A 19,510-nucleotide genomic window follows, 5' to 3' on the forward strand; every position below is an offset into this window, starting at 1 on the left:
TTACAGTTACCAGGGAAGTATCTGGCCGTTTGCGTGCCAGAAGGTGCCTGAGTTGCCTAACTCAAGCTCATCAATACGCTGTGACAAACGCAAAGCGGCATCTTCATCACTGATATCACCACCGTAATTCACCATTTCAGTTTGCACATAGCCGGGATGAAGGATCGCCACAGCAATACCACGGGGCGCTAAATCTCTTGCCATACTAACGCCGGCAGCATTGAGCGCGGCCTTCGACATGCGGTAGCCGTAATAGCCACCAGAGCCATTGTCCGCCATTGAGCCCATGCGGCTGGTAATAAGCGCCACCTTTGAGCCTTCAGACAGGTTATCCAATAATGTCTGGGTGACCATCACAGGACCTAATGCATTGACCCGATATTGATGTTCCATGGTGACCGGGTCACCGGACGCTAAATCTTCCACAGCAAGGACACCGGCATTGTTAATCAGGACGTCAATTTTAGTGCCCGCCAGCTTAGCAAGGCTGGCCTTCAAGGTTTCAGGATTACCAACATCAACTTTGTCGATCACTTTGGCGCCGCTGGCATTCAGCTGGTCAGAACTATTTCTGCATAATCCATACACGCTGCAGCCACGGGCAATGTAATGTTTTACCAGTTCCAGACCGATACCACGGTTTGCGCCGGTTACTACCACTGTCGTCATCGTTATTAGTATCCTTCTCTAGCAAGTAATTTTTCGAGATCCTGAGGTGAGTCGATACCATGTGGCGGCGCCTTGTTGGCGACATCCACATGAATTTTTTCACCGTGCCACAGCACTCTTAACTGCTCAAGTGATTCGATTTGCTCTAATCCTGACGGTGCCATATTCACATACTGTTTGATAAACCCGGCACGATACGCATAAATACCGACATGACGGTAATAATAATCCCCGATCTCATCAATGTTATCCGCATCCAGAAAGCGACTGCGATCATAAGGGATCACTGAACGTGAGAAATACAGCGCAAAGCCTTGTTTATCGGTGATTACCTTTACAATATTGGGGTTAAAGGCATCTTCAACGTCGCTTATCGGCACACACAGGGTGGCCATCTCAGCGGTCTGGTGCTGATGCAAATTCTCCGCCACCTGGTGAATGTTTTCCGGCGGTATGAAGGGTTCATCGCCCTGCACGTTAACGACCACTTCATGGGCCAGTAATCCTTTCACATCGACCACCTCAGCGAGGCGCTCAGTGCCCGACTCATGTTCTGCCGATGTCATGCAATACTGCCCGCCAAATGCACTGACCGCACTGGCAATTCTCGCATCATCGGTCGCCACGATGATGCGCGAGGCACCGGACTCGGCAGCACGTTCATAGACGTGCTGGATCATTGGTTTACCGCCGATATCTACCAACGGTTTGCCCGGAAAGCGACTGGACGCAAAACGGGCCGGAATGATCACAGTAAAATTCATGGCTATTTCTTCATCGCTTCAAGTTCTTCCAGACTGAGTTGCCTGGCTTCGTTCTCCAGCATCACCGGAATCGCCTCACGAATAGGGTACGCTAACCGGTCAAAACGGCAGATAAGTTCATCCTGCTCGGCGTTATAGTCCAGCTTCCCCTTGCATACAGGGCAAGCAAGCATATCAAGTAGTTGTGTATCAAATGCCATAGTGTATTTAGCTCAATCGTGTAACTTTATCAGTGAGTGACGTTAGAAAACGTCCGTTTAGGGATGCCTCTACAGGTAAAAAATACCAGTCTTTTTTTGCAAAGCTTCTGCATTTCACCGCATCTTTTTCAGTCATGATCACAGGCATATCGTAGGGAAAGTCTGCTTCGCTAAACTGATGGTGATCAGGAAATGCCATGGATTTACTCGGTACCGCGTCCAATGCGCGCAAGGTATCAAAAAAGCGCTGTGGGTTACCAATACCCGCAACCGCGATGAAAGGTGTAGACATCACGTAGCTCTGATTTGCGGGTTGCCAGTCACTGACGCGACGCAGGGTCTCAGGCTTAAGACGCATAACAATTTCATCGGTAGCAGGTAAGGCACCATTGATCACGGTGTAGTCACAGGTGTGCAGACGCCAGGTGCCCTCTCGCAACGGGCCTGCAGGTAATAAGTGAGCATTACCTGTCATGAGATGCGCATCCAGTACAGCGATTTCAATGTCTCTGTCCAGTGCATAGTGCTGAAGACCATCATCACAAATGATGACATTGCAGCCACAATGTTCTTGCAGAAAACGCGCACCACGGGCACGTTTAGGATCAACTACAACAGGACACTGGGCGCGCATTGCCATCAATAACGGCTCATCACCGACAACCGCCGGATCACTGTCATCGCGCACCCGCAACGGATACGTATCAGAGGTGCCCCCATATCCACGGCTTACAATGCCAGGCTTCAGACCAATGGTCGTAAAACGCTCAGCCAGCTTTAACACCAGTGGTGTTTTGCCACTGCCTCCAACCGTGATGTTGCCTACCACGACAACCGGTACAGGTAGCGTAGTGCGTGACAATAGGCCGATGCGATAAGCCAGTCTGCGACACGCAGAAATCAGCGCAAACAGCCACGAAAACGGCACCAGAAATAAGGTCAATGGGGTCAACCTGGGTTGATACCAGGCCCGCTGTATGGTCAGCTTCAATGTGTGTTCCCTTCACTAAATTGCATCCGATGTAACTGCGTGTAAGCGCCATCAGGGTTGGCCAGCAGCTGCGTGTGAGTACCGCGCTCGATAATCTCACCCTTTTCTATGACCAGAATAATGTCTGCATTTTCAATCGTAGACAGACGATGCGCCACGACGATACTGGTGCAGTCCTTCTGTAACTGCTCCAACGCATCCTGAATTAAACGTTCGGATTCCGTATCCAGCGCCGACGTTGCCTCATCAAGAATTAAAATGGGCGCATTGAGCAATAGCGCGCGGGCAATGGCGATGCGCTGACGCTGTCCACCGGAAAGCATCAGACCGTTTTCACCGATGACCGTATCCAGGCCGTCAGGCAGTTGCTCAATAAATTCATTAACGTGCGCCGTTGCCGCCGCTCGCTCTATATCGGCGCGGCTGACACGCTGCTCAGAACCATAAGCGATATTGTTGGCAATCGTGTCGTTAAACAGCGTAACGTGCTGCGACACCAATGCAAACTGACGACGTAAATCTTTCAAAGATACATTCTGTATAAGGGTGTCATCTAAGGTAATGCTACCCTGCTGAGGATCGTAAAAGCGCGTGAGTAGACTTGATATTGTCGATTTACCGGAGCCAGAACGTCCCACCAGCGCAATCGTCTGACCAGGTTCACCAACAAAGCTGATATCGTTAAGCGCTGGCTGCTGCTTGCCAGGATAGGTAAAGGTCACGTTGTTAAAAGCAATACGACCCTCTGCCCTCTCCAGTGATGTGCTGCCGGTATCTGTCTCTTCTTGTCTGTCCAGCACGTCAAATACACTGGCACAGGCCGCCATACCGCGCTGGAATTCGTTATTTACGGTGGTGAGCTGCTTCAGGGGCTTGAGCAGCATTGTCATGCAAAACACCACGTTGGTGAACACGCCCGGGGTCAGATTGTCCACCGCACCTGGGACACTGGCGACAAACAGCACCACCGCCAGCGCAATCGACGCGATTACCTGAATAGTCGAGACGCTGAGGATTTGCGTTACCACCAGCTTCATTGTCTGCTGGCGGTTGAAGTTGTTCTTGCGTCTGAAACGCTCATCCTCAAGCTTCTGACCACCAAACATTAATACGACTTTGTGGCCCTTAATAACCTGCTCTACCGCACTGGTCAGATTCCCCATGGCCTGCTGGATATTGCGGCTTACCACACGAAAACGGCGGCTCACCTGCGACACAATCACCGCCACAAGAGGGCCGATCAGTAAAAAGATGGCGGACAGTTGCCAACTGTAATAGAACATCACAATCAGCAGACCAATGACCAGCGCACCTTCTCTGACCAATGTTAGCAAGGCTTTTCCGGCGGCATTGGCGACCTGCTCGGTATCATAGGTCACTTTGCTGATGAGGTTACCGCTGGCATGGGTATCATGAAAACTAACGGGAAGATGAATGAATTTGTGAAACAGCTCCTGGCGCATACGCATGACGACCTGACTGCCAATCCACGACAAGGTGTAAGTGCCCAGAAAATTAAAAATACCGCGCAAAACAAATAGCGGCACAATCAACATGGCTGCCAGACGCAGAAAATCAAATTGCTGATTACCCAGCGCTTCATCGATAAGGGGTTGCACCTGAGCAAGCACGAAGGCATCAACGGCGGAGTAACCGATCATGCCGATAATCGCGACAACGAAAGCCGCTTTGTACGCTTTAAGGTATGTAGTGAAGCGTGAAAACAACGTCGGTGAAGACTGGCCTGAAGTGCTCAACGTTTTCGGTCTCAGTATCTCGTTATGAAAGCTGTTAGACATTGTACAGTCTGACAAGAAAATCCCCAACGTTCAGAGACATATTTCATCATTGCGCTACGTTAACATACCAAAATGGAACTAAATCCTGTCGATAAGACTGCACAGCTAAGGGCGTTGTGGTTTTATAAGGCACGGTAATCCGGATCTGTCCGAGCAAAGACGTGCGATAATGCTGGACATCAAGCGCCTCATAACGAGCAACTACCCGTTGGCGGGGAAAGCCCCACCGATTGGCATAGCCCTGACTGAAGATAACGTGATGTGGCTGCACCCACTCTAAAAAAGCCTTTGTGGACGACGTGTTACTGCCGTGATGAGGGGCGAGCAAGATGTCAGATTTAAGGCCCTTGCCGTAGTGACTGATAAGTTGCTTCTCACTGCTGCTTTCAATGTCGCCAGGCAGCAGAATACTGCGATAACCATCGGATATGCGTATCACACAGGAGCCGTCGTTTTCAGAGCCCTCAAAACCTTCTGGCGGCCATAACGCCTCTATCTGCAATTGTTGCCATTGCCATACTTTGCCCTGCTGACATCCTTTTGCGCTTGTCAGCAGTTGCTTTGCCGTCATCTGAGACAATAATGTATCAACGCTGCCAGCATGATCGTTATCAGCGTGGCTGATAAAAACAAAGTCCAGGTGCTCGATACCCTGCCCGCGTAAATACGGGAGTAACGCAGCATCGGCCATATTAAATCCACTCGGATATCGAGCCCCCACATCATAAACGAGTGCTCGTTTATCCTGCTGTACCACCACTGCCAGCCCCTGCCCCACATCCATCACATTGATCTGCCAGTGCGGTGCACGCGGGCTCAGCAAAACAGTAAGTAATGGTGTAAACAGCAGCCATGTCCAGCGCGTAATTTTTATGGGTAATGTCAGTAATACCAGTGCGAGCAAAGCGAACAACCATGCGCTTAGAAGTATAGATGGTATGGATAGGGCGCTAAAGGGCAGCACATCAATTAGGCGCAAGCCGTGCATAAACTGCGCAAACGTCCAGTTAAGGGCGGTCAATAGCGGTTCAGCGTGATCGGGACTAACGGACAATACGCTGAGCGATAGCAGCGTGAATGGCAACATCACAAAAGTAAACAATGGGACGGCGATGAGATTGACGATGATCCCAGCGACCGAAACAAGCTGGAATTGCCAGGCCACGATCGGCAGCAGCATCACACTCAAAATAATCTGCAGTCTTATTAGCGGACGCCAGCGTTGCAGCACGCCATCGCCTTGTGACTGCGGCCAGCGCCACAGGCTCCACAGAATGATAAATACAGCGCTCAGACTCAGCCACAAACTGATACTTAACAGGGCAAGCGGCGCGACAATCAACATGCTGCACATCAGTATCAACAGCAGGCGCGGAGCACGCCAGTGTTTGCGATAGCGCACTATTCCGAACGCGATGGCAATACCCAGCCACGCGCGGGTGACCGGTATCGCAAATCCAGAGAGATAGGCATAGCCTGCGCAGCAAAGCAGCACGAATAAAGCAGAATTGTCAATCAGATTATGTTGCGTTCTGCCCACTCTGGCTTGCCACATGCCACATAGCGCCACAAACAACCAGTAGCTCAACAACGCGACCATAGTCAGGTGCAGACCGGATATTGCAATAAGATGGGATACGCCCATGTGCTGAATAAGCGCCATATCCTCTCCGTCTAACCAGCCCCGGTAACCTATCCCAAGTGCGGCAATCAGATCTTTATGGCTAAGACTTTGTTGCGCAAGCATGTCCAGTAACGCCTGTCGGATGGTCGGACTATGCGATTCTACGCGGTTATAAACAGAGTCTTTAACGTAGCCGGTTGCAGTAATTCCCTTGCTTAGCAGCCAGCTCTGATAATTAAACGCATGCAGGTTGCTCAGGCCATGGGGTGGCTTAAGTTTCACTTCAAGTCTGACGGTCTGGCCCTGTTTAACACGCCATTGCGGGTGGTACCATCGCAAACGTATGCGCATATTGTTGAACAAAGGTTCAGATACTGACGAGGTTGCTATGTCAAATGTGACAGGTGCTCTATTATCCACCACCGATGTGACCTGTCCCGTCACGACGACTGGTTGTCGCAAATTTACAACTGAGCGTTGCAAGTGATACTGCCAATGCCCTACACTCGCAATCCAGATTACACCCAGTAATAATCCCGAAACGCTTGCCTGACAGGGAAATCGCAGTACACTTAACGCACTCGCAAGAGCAACGATAAGTGCTATCGCAAGTACTGGAATAGCAGGTAAGTGTGGCCAGGTTAAGGCGCTTACACTGCCAATAACAAAGCCGACCATCCATTGGTCAATCGTCGTCAGCATTCCGTTGCCTGATTAAAAATTAGTATTAAGCTGTATGGCTAAAAAGATTATTAAACGATTTTTGCCGGATCATCAAACAATAAAAAAACATCGATACCTGTCGGTGTTTGGCAAATTGCTTCATGATCCCAACCTTTGGCACCTAAATCGCAAATCTGCTGCGGGTGCGTTCGGTATTGGATTGTTTTTTGCTTTTTGGCCCGTACCGTTTCAAATGTGGCTGTCGGCGGCGTTGGCCATTCCGCTACGTGTCAACTTGCCGCTTTCTGTGGCCACCGTGTGGATCACCAACCCATTTACCATGCCGCCTATCTTCTATGGTGCCTACAAAGTCGGCGTGTTGCTGCTCGGAACGCCACATCGGGAGTTTAGTTTTGAGTTGAGTTGGACCTGGCTAATGGAAAGTGTCGGTACCATTGGGCCGGCTTTTTTACTCGGCTGTCTGGTGTGCGGCATGGCTTTTGGACTCGCCGGCTACCTGTCACTGAACTGGTTATGGCGCTTCTCAGTCAGAAAAGCCTGGCAAGCCAGGCTGTTAAAACGTCAGCGAAAACTGTCCGCGCCTTGATATTAAAGGGTCATTGATGCTTGTCGAGTAGCACTAGCAGTGCTTCTTCACTCATTATGTCGACACCCAATGACTGGGCTTTAGTTAGTTTGGAGCCTGCCTTTTCTCCTGCCACCAGATGGTCGGTGTTGGCAGATACACTGCCCGACACCTTTGCACCAAGGGCTTGCAGTCGTTGTTTTGCATCACTTCTCGACATGCTCGACAGAGTACCGGTCAACACAAAGTTTAGTCCCTTAAGCGGTAGCTCATCTTCGTCTTTTATCTCTATATTGGGCCAGTTGACTCCTTCGTCGAGCAAATCGCTCAGTACCTGCTGGTTAAGCGGCTCGCTAAAGAAATGGACAATATGCTGTGCGACGACCTCACCAATGTCAGTCACCTCCTGCAGCTGCTCAACGGTCGCGTCAGAAATGGCCTGCAACGTGCCAAAGTGCAAGGCAAGGTTACCCGCCGTCGCCTCCCCCACTTCTCGTATTCCCAGTGCATATAAAAACTTCGCCAACGTTGTACGCTTGGCTGCGTCCAGAGACTTCAGGAGGTTGCTCGCTGACTTCTCACCCATGCGTTCCATCGAGGACAACTGTGCGAGCTGCAAACGGAATAAATCGGCGGGCCCTTCCACATAACCCGCATCCACCAACTGCTCGATAAGTTTATCGCCCAGTCCGTCAATATCCATGGCCTTGCGCGAAGCAAAATGCTTAAGCGCCTGTTTGCGCTGAGCCGCACACACCAAACCACCAGTGCAGCGGGCCACCGCTTCCCCTTCGGCCCGTTCCACATGAGAGTCACACACCGGGCATTGTTTAGGAAATGCAATGTCAGCCACGTCATCAGGCCGATTGGCCAGCACGACTGAGACAACCTGCGGGATAACATCCCCGGCGCGACGAATGATCACCGTATCGCCAATCTTCACGCCAAGACGTTGGATCTCATCTTCGTTATGCAAGGTCGCATTAGATACAGTGACGCCGCCCACGAAAACAGGTTCAAGCCTGGCCACAGGTGTTATGGCACCTGTACGTCCAACCTGAAATTCAACATCAAGCAGGCGTGTCATCTCTTCCTGCGCCGGAAACTTCTGCGCAATCGCCCAGCGCGGAGCACGGGCCACAAACCCCAGCTGCTGCTGCAGCTCAAGATCGTTTACTTTAAACACCACGCCATCGATATCGTAGGGCAACGCGGCACGGGCCTGACCAATTTTATTATAGTAACGCTGACAGCCTTCTGGTCCCTGTGTTACGTCTGCTTCTTTACACAAGGGTAATCCCCAGCTTGCCAGTGATGCCAATCTTTCACTGTGGCATGCACCCAACGGGACCGCTTCTCCCTCAACCAGACCAACCGAATACGCAAAAAAGCGCAGAGGACGGGAAGCGGTGATGCGAGAGTCCAACTGCCGCAAGCTACCTGCCGCTGCATTACGTGGGTTGGCAAAGACTTTTTTACCGTCTCTGGCCTGGTCAGCATTGAGCTTCTCAAAACCCTGCTTGGTCATGAATACTTCGCCACGCACTTCGAGACGCGTAGGATAGTTCTCCCCTCTCAACCTCAGCGGTACGTTGGCGATAGTTTTAACATTAGCGGTAATATTTTCCCCTACCCGACCATCTCCTCGGGTTGCGGCTCTCACCAGTACACCATCTTCATAAAGAATACTGACGGCAAGACCATCCAGTTTTGGTTCGCAGGCATACTCGAGCACGCTGTCCTGTTTCAATCTGTCTTTAACGCGCTTATCAAATGCGAAAAATTCTTCTTCGCTGAAGGCATTATCCAGCGACAGCATGGGTACTTCGTGCTCTACCTGGGTAAAAGCAGAGAGTGGTTCACCGCCAACCTTCTGACTGGGAGAGTCCGCGCTGATCCATTCTGGATGCTGTTGCTCAATCGCTTGCAGTTCCCGCATCAAACGGTCGTACTCGGCATCAGGTATAGTTGGCGCGTCCTGCACGTAATACTGATAATTAAATTCTTCTATTGTCGCGCGCAGCTCGTCGAGTCGCTGCCTTACTGGATCATTGGCTGTCATGGCGTGTGATGATATCTGAAATTGAAGTCACGAATCGCGGTTCGGTACGCTACCCTCGATTGCGCTGTATCATGCGCTGGCGTTCAAACTCACGAATTTTTTCTACATATTGCTGCAGGCTTTGCTTGGTGAGCATGCTGCGGGTGCCATCCAGCACCTGTGCACCAAATTCATCGGCAATTTTTCTGGCCGCGTTGTGCATCATATTGAAGACCTGATGAGGGTCACCCTCAATCGGCAGGATCATAAACAGTGATATACCCTGCGTGGTAAAGTTTTCCAGATTATCAATATCAAACACGCCGGGCTTGAACATATTGGCCAGGCTGAAGAGTACCGGCCCCTTGCCATTGCTGTTGACATGACGATGGAAGATATCCTGATCGCCAAACTTAAAACCTAAAGTCAGCAGCATAGGCAACAGTGCCGCACCTGATATTGGCTTGTCGTCTGGTGCTTTGACGCTCAGTACCAGCACTTCCTGCTGTACGTCTGCGCTGGAAATGGCTGCGCCGGCATCTGTCGACGTGTCTGTTTCTGGTTCGTCTAGTTCCATTACAGGCTGCTCATCAAAATCAATGCGCATTTGATCTTCGCCGAAATTAGGCTCTTTTCGGGACGCTTTCGTCTTCTTTCGCGGTTTATTGCGTGCCACCAGGCGTCTTGCCTGCTCAGCCAATCCCGGCTTTTGCGCCTCCTCAGCGTGTGATTCAGACTCTGTCACAGTCTGTTTTGGTGCCGTTTTAGGCGTCTGTGCAGGCTCTTGGTCAGCCGCAGCGGGCAGTGACACGTCACCTGCGTCAGTAGATGCAGCCGCCTGGTCTGACCGAGACTGTTTTAATAATGAAGGGGGTGGCTCTGGAACTGATACAGACTCGTCCGCTTGCACTTTGGACGGCGCCGGACGAGATTCGGACACCATATGGGGTTTGGGATTAGTGACCACGGAACCATACAGGTTCTGAGGTGGTTCTGTTATCTTACTGGTTTGTTTATCAGCATTGTCATCTGGTGCAGCTGATGCATTTTCTTGCTGTCCGCTGTTTTCATCTGACACATCACGCTCAGTCGGCTTGGACACCACCCGCACCGGCCCCAGTCCTAATTCATCGAAACCGGGTTCGCGTCGTTCAGTGGTCTTTGACAGTGCTTCTTCCTCGACCGCAAACAAGGTGTCATCGTCAGCGGCCTCCCACTCTTCAACGTCTTCGTCGTCCTGTTGCCAGTCACGAGGCTCCAAACGGGCCTTACTGCTGTCATTCGCTTTATTTTTGCGAATACTCCACAGCCCGTGCGCGAGGATAGCCAGAATAAGGCACCCTCCCATAATCAGTAGCGAAAGACGTAATTCTTCCATCGGATTTCTCTTTACCCTTTATTATGCTGACGCAATGGCCACTGCTTCTTCTACGTCCACTGCAACCATGCGTGACACGCCAGGCTCAGCCATGGTCACGCCGGTCAGGTGAGAAGCCATTTCCATCGCGATTTTATTGTGGGTGATGTAAATAAACTGCACCGATTTCGACATTTCAGACACCAGCTTACAGAACCTGCCAACGTTAGCATCATCCAGAGGCGCGTCGACCTCATCAAGCAGGCAAAACGGCGCTGGGTTGAGTCTGAAAATCGCAAACACTAATGATAATGCGGTCAGTGCTTTTTCTCCACCGCTTAACAGATGGATTGTGCTGTTTTTCTTACCAGGTGGCCGGGCCATGATGGTAACACCGGTCTCCAGTAAGTCATCATCCGTCAGCTCCAGATAGGCAGCACCGCCACCAAACACTTTCGGGAACAACATCTTAAGATCATCGTTAACCTGATCATACGTGGCTTTGAAGCGACTGCGAGTTTCTTTGTCTATTTTTCTGATGGCACTTTCCAGCGTGTCCATCGCCGCCACCAAATCCTGATTTTGCTCATCGAGATGCTGTTTACGCTGTGACTGAATTTCGTACTCCTCAACTGCGGCCAGGTTGACTGCCCCAAGCCTTGATATAGACGCCGTGGTCTTCTCCAGGCGCTGCTGGGTGTCCTTTTCATCACTGTCCTGTGGAAGCGTTTCCAAAATCGGTTTGAGCGACTGTCCGCTTTCCTGCAGCTGCTCAAGCACTGCATTGGCCCTGACTTTAGCGCCCTCACTTTCCAGTCTGGTTGCTTCCAGTTCTGCACGCATCTGCTCTATTTGCACCTGCACGCTTTGCTGGCCTTTTTGTGCATCGTTAAGCAATTTTTCCACATCAGCCAATTCATCGCTTAGACGGCTTTGTTGTCCCTCAAGTTCCACCCGCTGTTGCAGGTATATTTCAAGCTGCTGAGCTTGTTCTTCTAAAGGCATGGTAAGCTCTTCAAGCTCCTCACGCAGCTGCTTTTGACGCTGTGTTATCTCGTCAAGCTGCTGACGCTGACGACGGGCACCCTCAGTGGCGGCTTCAAACTGTGCCTGGGTTGATTGCAGCGCCAGTGCAAGCTGATGGTTTTTCTCCGTCAGCGCATCTACTTGTGAGCGTTTTTCCATCAGCTGCTGCTGGGCAGCGTCACGCTCTGAATGTTGCTGGCGTTGTTCACTTTCCTGCTCAAGCAGCTGCATCTCCAGCTCCTCAACCTGAGCAGTGACATCTTCAAGCTGCTCCTGTTCGATATGCAAACGTTCACGCTGCTTATCAAGCTCCTGCATGATTCGTTGTTGGCGGCTTGAGGATTGCTCGACCTGCATCTGTAGTAAACTGACTTTATTCTGGATCTGCGTGACCGCCTGTTCAGCATGCTTACTTGCCTGGTGGCTGTCCTGCCACTGCTGATGGGCCTCTTCAGTCACCATCTGCTGCTGCGCGATAAGCTGATTGTGCTGTTCAATCTCACTCTCCAGCTGCTGCAGTGACTTACGCAGCTGCTTTATTTGCGTCGCTCGCTGCAACTGTCCCTTTTGCTGTTGGCGTACACCTTTAATCAGCCAGCCCTGGCCACGCCATACGCCATTTTTTTCTAACACACTATGATTATCAGGTAACGTATCTAGCAGGCTAACGGCGTGCTGCTCATCTTCAGCCAGTAAAACCGTATTAAAAAATGCCGGTACGCTGTCATTGGTGCAAAGAGTGGCCAGACTGTTGTCCCGTTTATGAGTGACAAATTGCCAATCCAATAATAGCTGACTGCCCTCTGGCAGCCTATTTACATCATCTATCACAGACGCATCAGAAACCATCAGTGACTGTTGCCAATGCTGTAAAACCACTTCAAACAAGGCTTCGCTTCCGGAAACAAACTGGAGTAATTTCCACAATGGTTGAGCGCTAATATTGTGCGCTTTCAGCACATCGTCCAGGGAACTGCCAGCCGATTGCGTTTGTACGCTCTCCAGTGCAGCAAGCTGTGCATGCTGCTTTTGCTGTTCGGCAACATCGCTGGCGCAGTCACGTTTCATCTCATCCAGTTTGCTGTTGGCTGCATTATATTGCGCCATTAACGCCTGTTCATGCTGCTGCGCCTGCTGCTGTTGCTCTAGCACCTGTTGTTGATGTTCCAGCAGAGTATCAAGCTGGGCGCTGAGCTGATCGTGCTCCAACTCGTTCTTTTCCTGCTCAAGTTCACTGATACGCTGCTGGGTGCGCATCTGCATATTCATGGTCGACTGTATTTGGCTATGACAGGTTTGCACCCGCTGTTTGAGGTCGTTATAGCGCTGCTCTTTCTCACGCCACAGCTGCTGGTTGCGCTGCGCCATGTCTTCGTGCTCCTGAAGCGCCATCTGAGCCGCTTCAAGTGACGCCTGCAGTAATTCCTGCTCCGGTCTGATGGTTTCTAACCTGTCCCTGAGTTCCTGCTCCAGCAGGTCATCATGTTCTATCTGCTCCTGCGCGCGCTGTTTACGCTGCTGTAATTCATCTAACTCAGCATCGATACGTTGACGACGCTGGCGTGCATGTAACTGGTTTTGCTCGAGGCGGGTAATATCATTGCCTACCGTGAAGTACTGGCGCTGCAGATCATCAAGTTGCTGTTTGAGATCCTGCTGTTTTTCTCGATAAGTGGTAATGCCACGCTCATCGCCACGCTGTTTAGCAATAAAGGCATCAATATCAGCCTGTTGTTGCGCAAGTTTGTTTTCCAGCGCTTCTATCTGGGTTGAATGCTTGAGCCATCTGATGGCAGCCAGTTCGCCTTTCAACTGGCGTTCGGCTGCTTTGAGCTCTTTGAATCGTCTGGCTGCTGCAGCCTGACGTTGTAATTTATCCAGTTGCTGTCCAAGCTCACTGCGCACATCTTCGAGACGCTCAAGGTTTTCTTTGGTATGTCTTATACGGTTTTCTGTTTCGCGACGGCGCTCCTTGTATTTGGATATACCTGCTGCTTCTTCGATAAAAACCCTTAACTCCTGAGGTTTGGATTCAATCAGGCGGGAAATCATGCCCTGCTCAATAATCGCGTAACTGCGCGGTCCTAACCCCGTACCAAGAAACAGGTCGGTGACATCACGGCGTCGGCAGCGGCTGTTATTGAGAAGGTAATTTGACTGTCCATCACGGGTGACTACCCGCTTTACTGACAGTTCGTTGTAGTTGGCATATTCGCCCTGAATCCGTCCCGAGCTATTATCAAATACCAGCTCCACACTGCACTGCGACACCGGCTTTCTGGCTGATGAGCCGTTAAAGATGACGTCCGTCATGGCATCGCCGCGCAAATTTTTAGCGGAACTTTCGCCCAACACCCAGCGTACTGCATCGATGACATTGGATTTGCCACAGCCGTTAGGCCCCACGATGGCCGTCATATCGTCAGGAAAGGGGATCGAGGTCGGATCGACGAACGACTTGAATCCAGCCAGTTTAATTCGTTTAAGGCGCATGCAGCTTTGAGGTTAGCGCGGGCTTGAAGCCAACATTATGATTATTATGTTATTCAGAATGTATCAAAACTCATCAAGTGTAACAATTGGCGTTTTTCAACCATGGTATTGGTTCGTATAATGCGGGTAATACGTTTTTCGCGCACAACAAAAACAGGTGACTATGTCTGATAAAAGCGGCATCGATTATTTTTTTCAGGGTTTTGAGCTGATCCGCACCAAAGGATTGAAGCGTTTTGTGCTGATCCCACTGTTCGTCAATCTGATTTTATTCTCTACCGCGTTCTATTTTTTACTGGGCCAGATTGAAATGGGTATTCAGTACGTCATTGATCTGGTGCCTGACTGGCTGGGCTTCATTAAAGATGGCATTAGCTTTTTCTTATGGCCTTTAGCGGTCATATCCATTTTGCTTATTTTTGCACTGGTATTTGGCACCCTGGCAAACTGGATTGCTGCTCCCTTTAACGGGCTGCTGGCGGAGAAAGTCGAGCGACATTTGAGCGGGCAGAGCCTGGGTGATGAAGGCATTTGGGCAATTATCAAAGATACGCCACGGTTACTTGCCAGAGAACTGGCCAAGTTACTGTATTATATTCCTCGCGCGCTGGGTTTTTTGCTGCTTTTCCTGTTCGTGCCCATCATCGGTCAAGTGCTGTGGTTTCTGTTTAGCGCGTGGATGATGGCGATCCAATATTGCGACTATCCATTCGACAATCACAAGGTTCCGTTTAAGGCGATGCGCCAAACGCTTGGACAGGAACGCTCATATAGCTTTGCCTTCGGCACCATGGTCAGCGTCTGTGCGATGATACCTATCGTTAATTTTTTGGTTATGCCGGTGGCAGTATGTGGCGCCACAGCAATGTGGGTGGATAAGTTAAAGCATCACCATCAGGTTTAGCCGAATAACGCGGCGACTTTATCGGCTGCCACGGGTTCAGATAGCAGGAACCCCTGCATCAGGTGGCAGCCATTATCCATCAAAAAGGCTTTTTGCACTTCCGTTTCCACGCCTTCTGCTACCACTTCGATATCGAGACTGTGGGACAGCTGAATCATGGCGCGGGTTATGAGCCGGTCCGTCGGGTTGTTCTCCAGATTTCGCACAAATGAGCGATCAATTTTAATCGCACTAATGGGCAAGTTCTGCAGCGATTTAAGGGAGGAATAGCCGGTGCCGAAATCGTCGAGATGGATACTCAGGCCGTTTCGTTTGGTTTCACCGAGCTTTTCAAGCAGCACTTCACCATTTTGCTGTAGCGTGCTCTCCGTTACTTCGATGCGTAATCCGTCGGCATCCAGATTATGTTTGTCCAGCAGGCGATTCAGCACATCAAAGGTGTCCTGCTGATAAAACTGTCGGCTGGTAACATTGATGGAAAGGGGTAACTTAACACTTAGCGTGTTTAGCCACTTTGCATAATGAGCAAAGGCTTTGTCCAGCACCTGCTCAAGCACGCCATTAATAAGGTGCGCTTTGGTTGCAACGGGCAAGAACGCCAGGGGCGATAGTACACCGCGCTCCGGGTGCTCCCATCTGGCCAGGCATTCAAGGCCAATAACCGTCTCCAACGCGGTGTCATAAATAGGCAAAAAATAAGGAGAAAATTGTTTTTCTGCGATCCCCTGAGCAATTTCCTGCTCCAGCACGCGCGTTTCCTGCAACTCTTTATTCAGCGCATCAGTAAAATAGAAGTAATGGCTGCCACCCTGTGCTTTAGCCCGGAACATGGCGGCATCAGCGCTGTTCAGAAGCTGTTCGGCCGACTCACCATTCCCCGGGTAGATACTGATGCCAATACTGCATCCGACCTCCAGTGACAGGCTCCCTAGCGTGACCGGTTTTTGGATTTCGCGGATCAGTTTTTCCGCTACCGTGGCAACAGTATCGGAATCCTGTACGTTGTTCATGATCACCACAAACTCATCGCCGCCCATGCGCGCAACCACATCACTTTTACGCAGGCTGGATGTCATACGTTCGGCCAGACGACAAAGCAACATATCGCCGGCATCATGCCCGTAGCTATCATTGACTTGTTTGAATCCGTCCAGGTCGATAAAAAGCAGGGCAAACTGGTTTTTCTGGCGCTGCGCCTGGGCCAGTTCATAACTCAGAATTTGTCTGAATAAGGCGCGGTTAGCCAGGCCGGTAAGTTCGTCCTGATAGGCCATTTCTCGCAATGCTGCCTGATAATCATCCTGCATATGGCGCTGGTTGATACGGATTAGGTAGCGCACGGTACTGGCATCTGTATGCACCGAATCAATGTCCACCTGACGCATCACGGCATCTGCATCGGGCTCTGAGCCATTAAACCACAGACTGCCGTTCCAACGGCCAAACTCTGCAAGGTGCGCCAGCACCGCATTTACCGCATAGTTATCGTTTTTATCAGCCAGAATATGATTAAGGTGACGGCCGCGCAGTGCGTCGGCCTCTCCACCAAATGCGGTGATAAAGGCTGGATTGACGAAGACAATACGTGCATCTGGGGCAATAGCCACAATGGGCTCTCCCAAAAAGGAAAACGCGGTCTCGAAATCGGCGAATCGTGCTGTGCTTGTTGGCATCAACCTTCTCTCAGAGGTTATGCAGACGCTCAGCTTCCATGCCAGCCCGTCTTATTATTAGTATGTAGTCAGTTGTAATCAATGTGCCCTTGAATTGCAACTGCTGTATTTTCTTGCGGCTCGAGCTTCGGTGTTCGAAACGCCTGATAACGCTGCCACCATAACGTTGCCGATTGATTATCGCCTACCGATTCAAAGTACTGCGCCAGGTTGACATAAACCGGAACGGTAGCCCTCGGGTCCTGCAGTCTTTGTTCCCATAAATACCGATAAAATGGGGGAATAACACCACTGTCGTGATGTTCCAGAAAAGTAATTTCAGAGACCGGCTTAAACGCCTGAGCGTCATCATTATTGCAGGTTCTGGCTTTCGACACCGACACCGAGAATGGCAAACCTGACCATTTTTTCGCAGCTGGAGGAATAAGCGGGGCGTCTTCCAGGATATCAACCTGCCCATCCTCAATCGCCTGACGAACAAACTGATGCGCATAAGCGGGCACATCCTGCAATACTTCTTGAATTGCAGCTTCCCTACGCTTTTGCACTGAAGGCATAAATACCAAATTAGGAATGTCCTGACGTCTACATAGCGAAGCGGCAAGTTCACCAGATATCGGGTACTCATCTGCAAATCCGACAAAATGTGCCAGTTCATGGATAAACACATCGTAGGTATCGGACTGATCGAGATACATGATGCCATTGTGTACATTGGCTTTACCGTGTTCGGCAAACATGACGATATGCGTCGCCGCACTTTGCTCTACGATTTCCGCCAGCTTGGCGGGAGAGCATCCAAGACGCCGCCCTCCGGCAAAGTTTGCATCACAGCCGTAGTCCGCCTCTTGCCAGACAGGCTGTCCCAAACAAATTGGCAGTGCGTTAACCCGCTCATCACTTGCAAATTGAGTAATAAAGCGAACCGCCTGAGCAATGCCACTGAGGTTGGTCACCACCGGTTGAATTTTCATCGTGCAGTTGGCATTGGCGGGCGCAATGCGGCTTACTGGTCGCTGCCAGAATCTTTCAATAAGTTGACGGGTTTCATTGCCCTCATCAGAGCCAAGCGCAATGGCAGACTCTAATGCACGCATTGCCTCATCATAGCGCCGTTCCCGCCAGCGCTGGCTAACCAGCGTCATGGCACTTGCTGCGTCAAAGTTCGCTGCCTGCTCCAGCCATTGCTTTGCTTCACCGCTGCGATTATTCAGTAATAACCAATTTGCCAATGACACAACCGCTGGTTGATAATTCTGCTGTGCTGATTTGGTCAGCCAGTACTCGCGTACTTCGCTGTTAGTAGATAGCAGCGCAAGCTCATGCTGACTGGGTGCATGCCCTGCATTAGCGGGCGCCATAAACAACTGGCGCTGCTGCGCCAGATTGGTAGAAACAAGCGCCAGGTGATGCTGTGCCTCCGAACTTCCGGAATCGGCGGCGAGCTGCAACCAATGCTCAGTATCACTGTCGATTGCCCACTCAGTAAGTTGCTGTAAGGCAGTGTGGCTACCCTGCTCTACTGCGCGATAAAGCAGTGGGGCCGGAAAAGAATGCGATTGTGCGTGCGCCAGCAATCTATCGACCGAGCGGCAGTCTGAACTGCTCACGCCAATAGCAACCAGGCAACAAAGGATCAGAGTGAGCAGTTTCATTTACGCATAAAGTAGGTTGAACGCACCCATTGTTATTGGACCCGCTTCTGCTCTCTTGCTTCTTCACGGAGCAGATCGAGTTCCAGACGCGCGTAGCGATGCTCGACAAATTCAAACACGTTAGTGCTGATTGCCAACTTAAAATAGTTAGCCGCAATTCCCTGATGTCCCAATGCACTGTTATATTTACCCAGATAGAAATACGCTTCACACAACCTATCGGTGAGCTGGCGTTGATTACTGACGCCTTCCAACAGCGAATTCAGCAGCTGATTTTCAGTAATTTTGCCAAGGTAGAGGTCAACCAAGCTGATTGCCCAGTTATTAGGATCAAGATCTCGACGACTATCAGCCAGGGCGATTAATGCATCAGCTTCATTGACTTCGCGCTGTGCGATGTATTGCCAGATGACGCGATACGGATCACGTTCATCAAGCTGTTTGAATTCCGAAAAGTCGTTGATTGCCAGATCCGGCCGACCTCCGTAGTAAAGTGCAATACCACGGTTAAGAAACGCGAATTCATAGTCAGGGTTTATATCAAGGCTCGAATCAAATGCTTCGTAAGCAAGAATGAACTCCATTTGCTGCGTGTAATGAATACCCAGCGAATTATAAGCCTCAGCCATATCGGGTTTGAGTTTAATCGCCTGGTCGAAATCAAACTGCGCCAGTGCAGAGAGCCCTACACTGTCGTAGAGCATGCCACGTTGATAAATCAGTTCGGCACGCTCCTCGTTGCTCAACGGTGCCTGCGCAAGGATGTGGTTGTATCGGGCAATCGCAAGTTGTGAGCGCGGGCTCATGGGGACGGGTTCAGCGAGCAGTAAGTTGCCCATCTGGCTAGCTGACTCGGTGGCCCGCTGAGAGCTCGTACACGCGCCCAACAAACACGATAGAAAGAGCAACAGACAAATGCGAGATACTGTATTCAATGAATCCATGTCACTTCGTTGAGTCGATAATAGGTAAATTTCTTCATCTAAATCTGCGCCGCTATGGCACTGACCAGCGACAGGCAAGGGTGGCGTATTTACATGTAAATGTAAAGGAAATCGACCTGAC

At 50.6% G+C, this 19,510-nt stretch carries 14 protein-coding genes; 2 read left to right on the plus strand and 12 right to left on the minus strand.

Going from position 1 to position 19,510, the window contains the following annotated elements; translation table 11 throughout:
* Positions 1-6 precede the first annotated feature (6 nt).
* Genes G441_RS0103670 through G441_RS0103695 form a run of 6 tightly spaced genes read right to left on the minus strand, consistent with a single transcriptional unit; the run spans position 7 to position 6,749 of the window.
* On the minus strand, positions 7-669 hold the full coding sequence (locus G441_RS0103670) for an SDR family oxidoreductase (RefSeq protein ID WP_026375100.1): 663 nt from the start codon (positions 667-669) through the stop codon (positions 7-9).
* Positions 670-674: 5 nt separating this feature from the next.
* A complete protein-coding gene (gene kdsB, locus G441_RS0103675; protein WP_026375101.1) occupies positions 675-1,433 on the minus strand; it encodes a 3-deoxy-manno-octulosonate cytidylyltransferase in 759 nt (252 codons plus the stop codon).
* A gap of 2 nt (positions 1,434-1,435) precedes the next feature.
* Positions 1,436-1,633: a Trm112 family protein gene (locus G441_RS0103680; protein WP_026375102.1), complete on the minus strand. Its 198-nt coding sequence runs from the start codon at positions 1,631-1,633 to the stop codon at positions 1,436-1,438.
* Between the two features lie 7 nt (positions 1,634-1,640).
* A complete protein-coding gene (gene lpxK / locus G441_RS0103685) occupies positions 1,641-2,624 on the minus strand; it encodes a tetraacyldisaccharide 4'-kinase (RefSeq protein ID WP_240485070.1) in 984 nt (327 codons plus the stop codon).
* Positions 2,621-4,423 (minus strand): lipid A export permease/ATP-binding protein MsbA, encoded by a 1,803-nt coding sequence (msbA, locus tag G441_RS0103690; RefSeq protein WP_084407257.1) that lies wholly within the window; start codon positions 4,421-4,423, stop codon positions 2,621-2,623. The genes lpxK and msbA overlap by 4 nt, the downstream gene beginning before the upstream one ends.
* 46 nt (positions 4,424-4,469) lie before the next feature.
* On the minus strand, positions 4,470-6,749 hold the full coding sequence (locus tag G441_RS0103695; RefSeq protein WP_051275302.1) for a DNA internalization-related competence protein ComEC/Rec2: 2,280 nt from the start codon (positions 6,747-6,749) through the stop codon (positions 4,470-4,472).
* 34 nt (positions 6,750-6,783) lie between these two features.
* Between G441_RS0103695 and G441_RS0103700 the strand changes: the two genes are divergently transcribed.
* Positions 6,784-7,317, plus strand: coding sequence for a DUF2062 domain-containing protein (locus G441_RS0103700; RefSeq protein WP_026375106.1), 534 nt, complete (start codon positions 6,784-6,786; stop codon positions 7,315-7,317).
* Between the two features lie 10 nt (positions 7,318-7,327).
* On the opposite strand, the gene ligA is transcribed toward G441_RS0103700, so the two are convergent.
* From ligA to smc, 3 genes are read right to left on the minus strand one after another with little or no spacing between them, the layout of a single operon-like run.
* Positions 7,328-9,358 carry an NAD-dependent DNA ligase LigA gene (gene ligA / locus G441_RS0103705; RefSeq protein ID WP_026375107.1) on the minus strand — a complete coding sequence of 677 codons (2,031 nt, stop codon included), beginning with the start codon at positions 9,356-9,358 and terminating at the stop codon, positions 7,328-7,330.
* A 49-nt stretch (positions 9,359-9,407) separates the two neighbouring features.
* Entirely contained in the window at positions 9,408-10,715 is a 1,308-nt protein-coding gene (gene zipA, locus G441_RS0103710) for a cell division protein ZipA (protein WP_026375108.1), read from the minus strand.
* A gap of 21 nt (positions 10,716-10,736) precedes the next feature.
* Positions 10,737-14,213, minus strand: coding sequence for a chromosome segregation protein SMC (gene smc, locus G441_RS0103715; protein ID WP_026375109.1), 3,477 nt, complete (start codon positions 14,211-14,213; stop codon positions 10,737-10,739).
* A gap of 163 nt (positions 14,214-14,376) precedes the next feature.
* On the opposite strand from smc, the gene cysZ reads away from it, so the two are divergent.
* Complete coding sequence (cysZ, locus tag G441_RS0103720; protein ID WP_084407258.1) at positions 14,377-15,117, plus strand: sulfate transporter CysZ; 741 nt, start codon at positions 14,377-14,379, stop codon at positions 15,115-15,117.
* Here cysZ and G441_RS17815 read toward each other — a convergent pair.
* The 3 genes from G441_RS17815 to nlpI form a co-directional block, all read right to left on the minus strand.
* The gene (locus G441_RS17815) at positions 15,114-16,790 is read right to left on the minus strand and encodes a putative bifunctional diguanylate cyclase/phosphodiesterase (protein WP_051275303.1); all 1,677 of its coding nucleotides are present in this window, start codon (positions 16,788-16,790) and stop codon (positions 15,114-15,116) included. The genes cysZ and G441_RS17815 overlap by 4 nt on opposite strands.
* Before the next feature lie 68 nt (positions 16,791-16,858).
* Positions 16,859-18,445, minus strand: a complete 1,587-nt coding sequence (locus tag G441_RS0103730; RefSeq protein WP_026375111.1) for a tetratricopeptide repeat protein — start codon at positions 18,443-18,445, stop codon at positions 16,859-16,861.
* A 32-nt stretch (positions 18,446-18,477) separates the two neighbouring features.
* A complete protein-coding gene (gene nlpI, locus G441_RS0103735) occupies positions 18,478-19,389 on the minus strand; it encodes a lipoprotein NlpI (protein WP_026375112.1) in 912 nt (303 codons plus the stop codon).
* Between the last annotated feature and the right edge of the window lie 121 nt (positions 19,390-19,510).

The organism is Aestuariibacter salexigens DSM 15300 (genome assembly GCF_000429145.1).
In the GTDB taxonomy this organism is placed as follows: Bacteria; Pseudomonadota; Gammaproteobacteria; order Enterobacterales; family Alteromonadaceae; genus Aestuariibacter; species Aestuariibacter salexigens.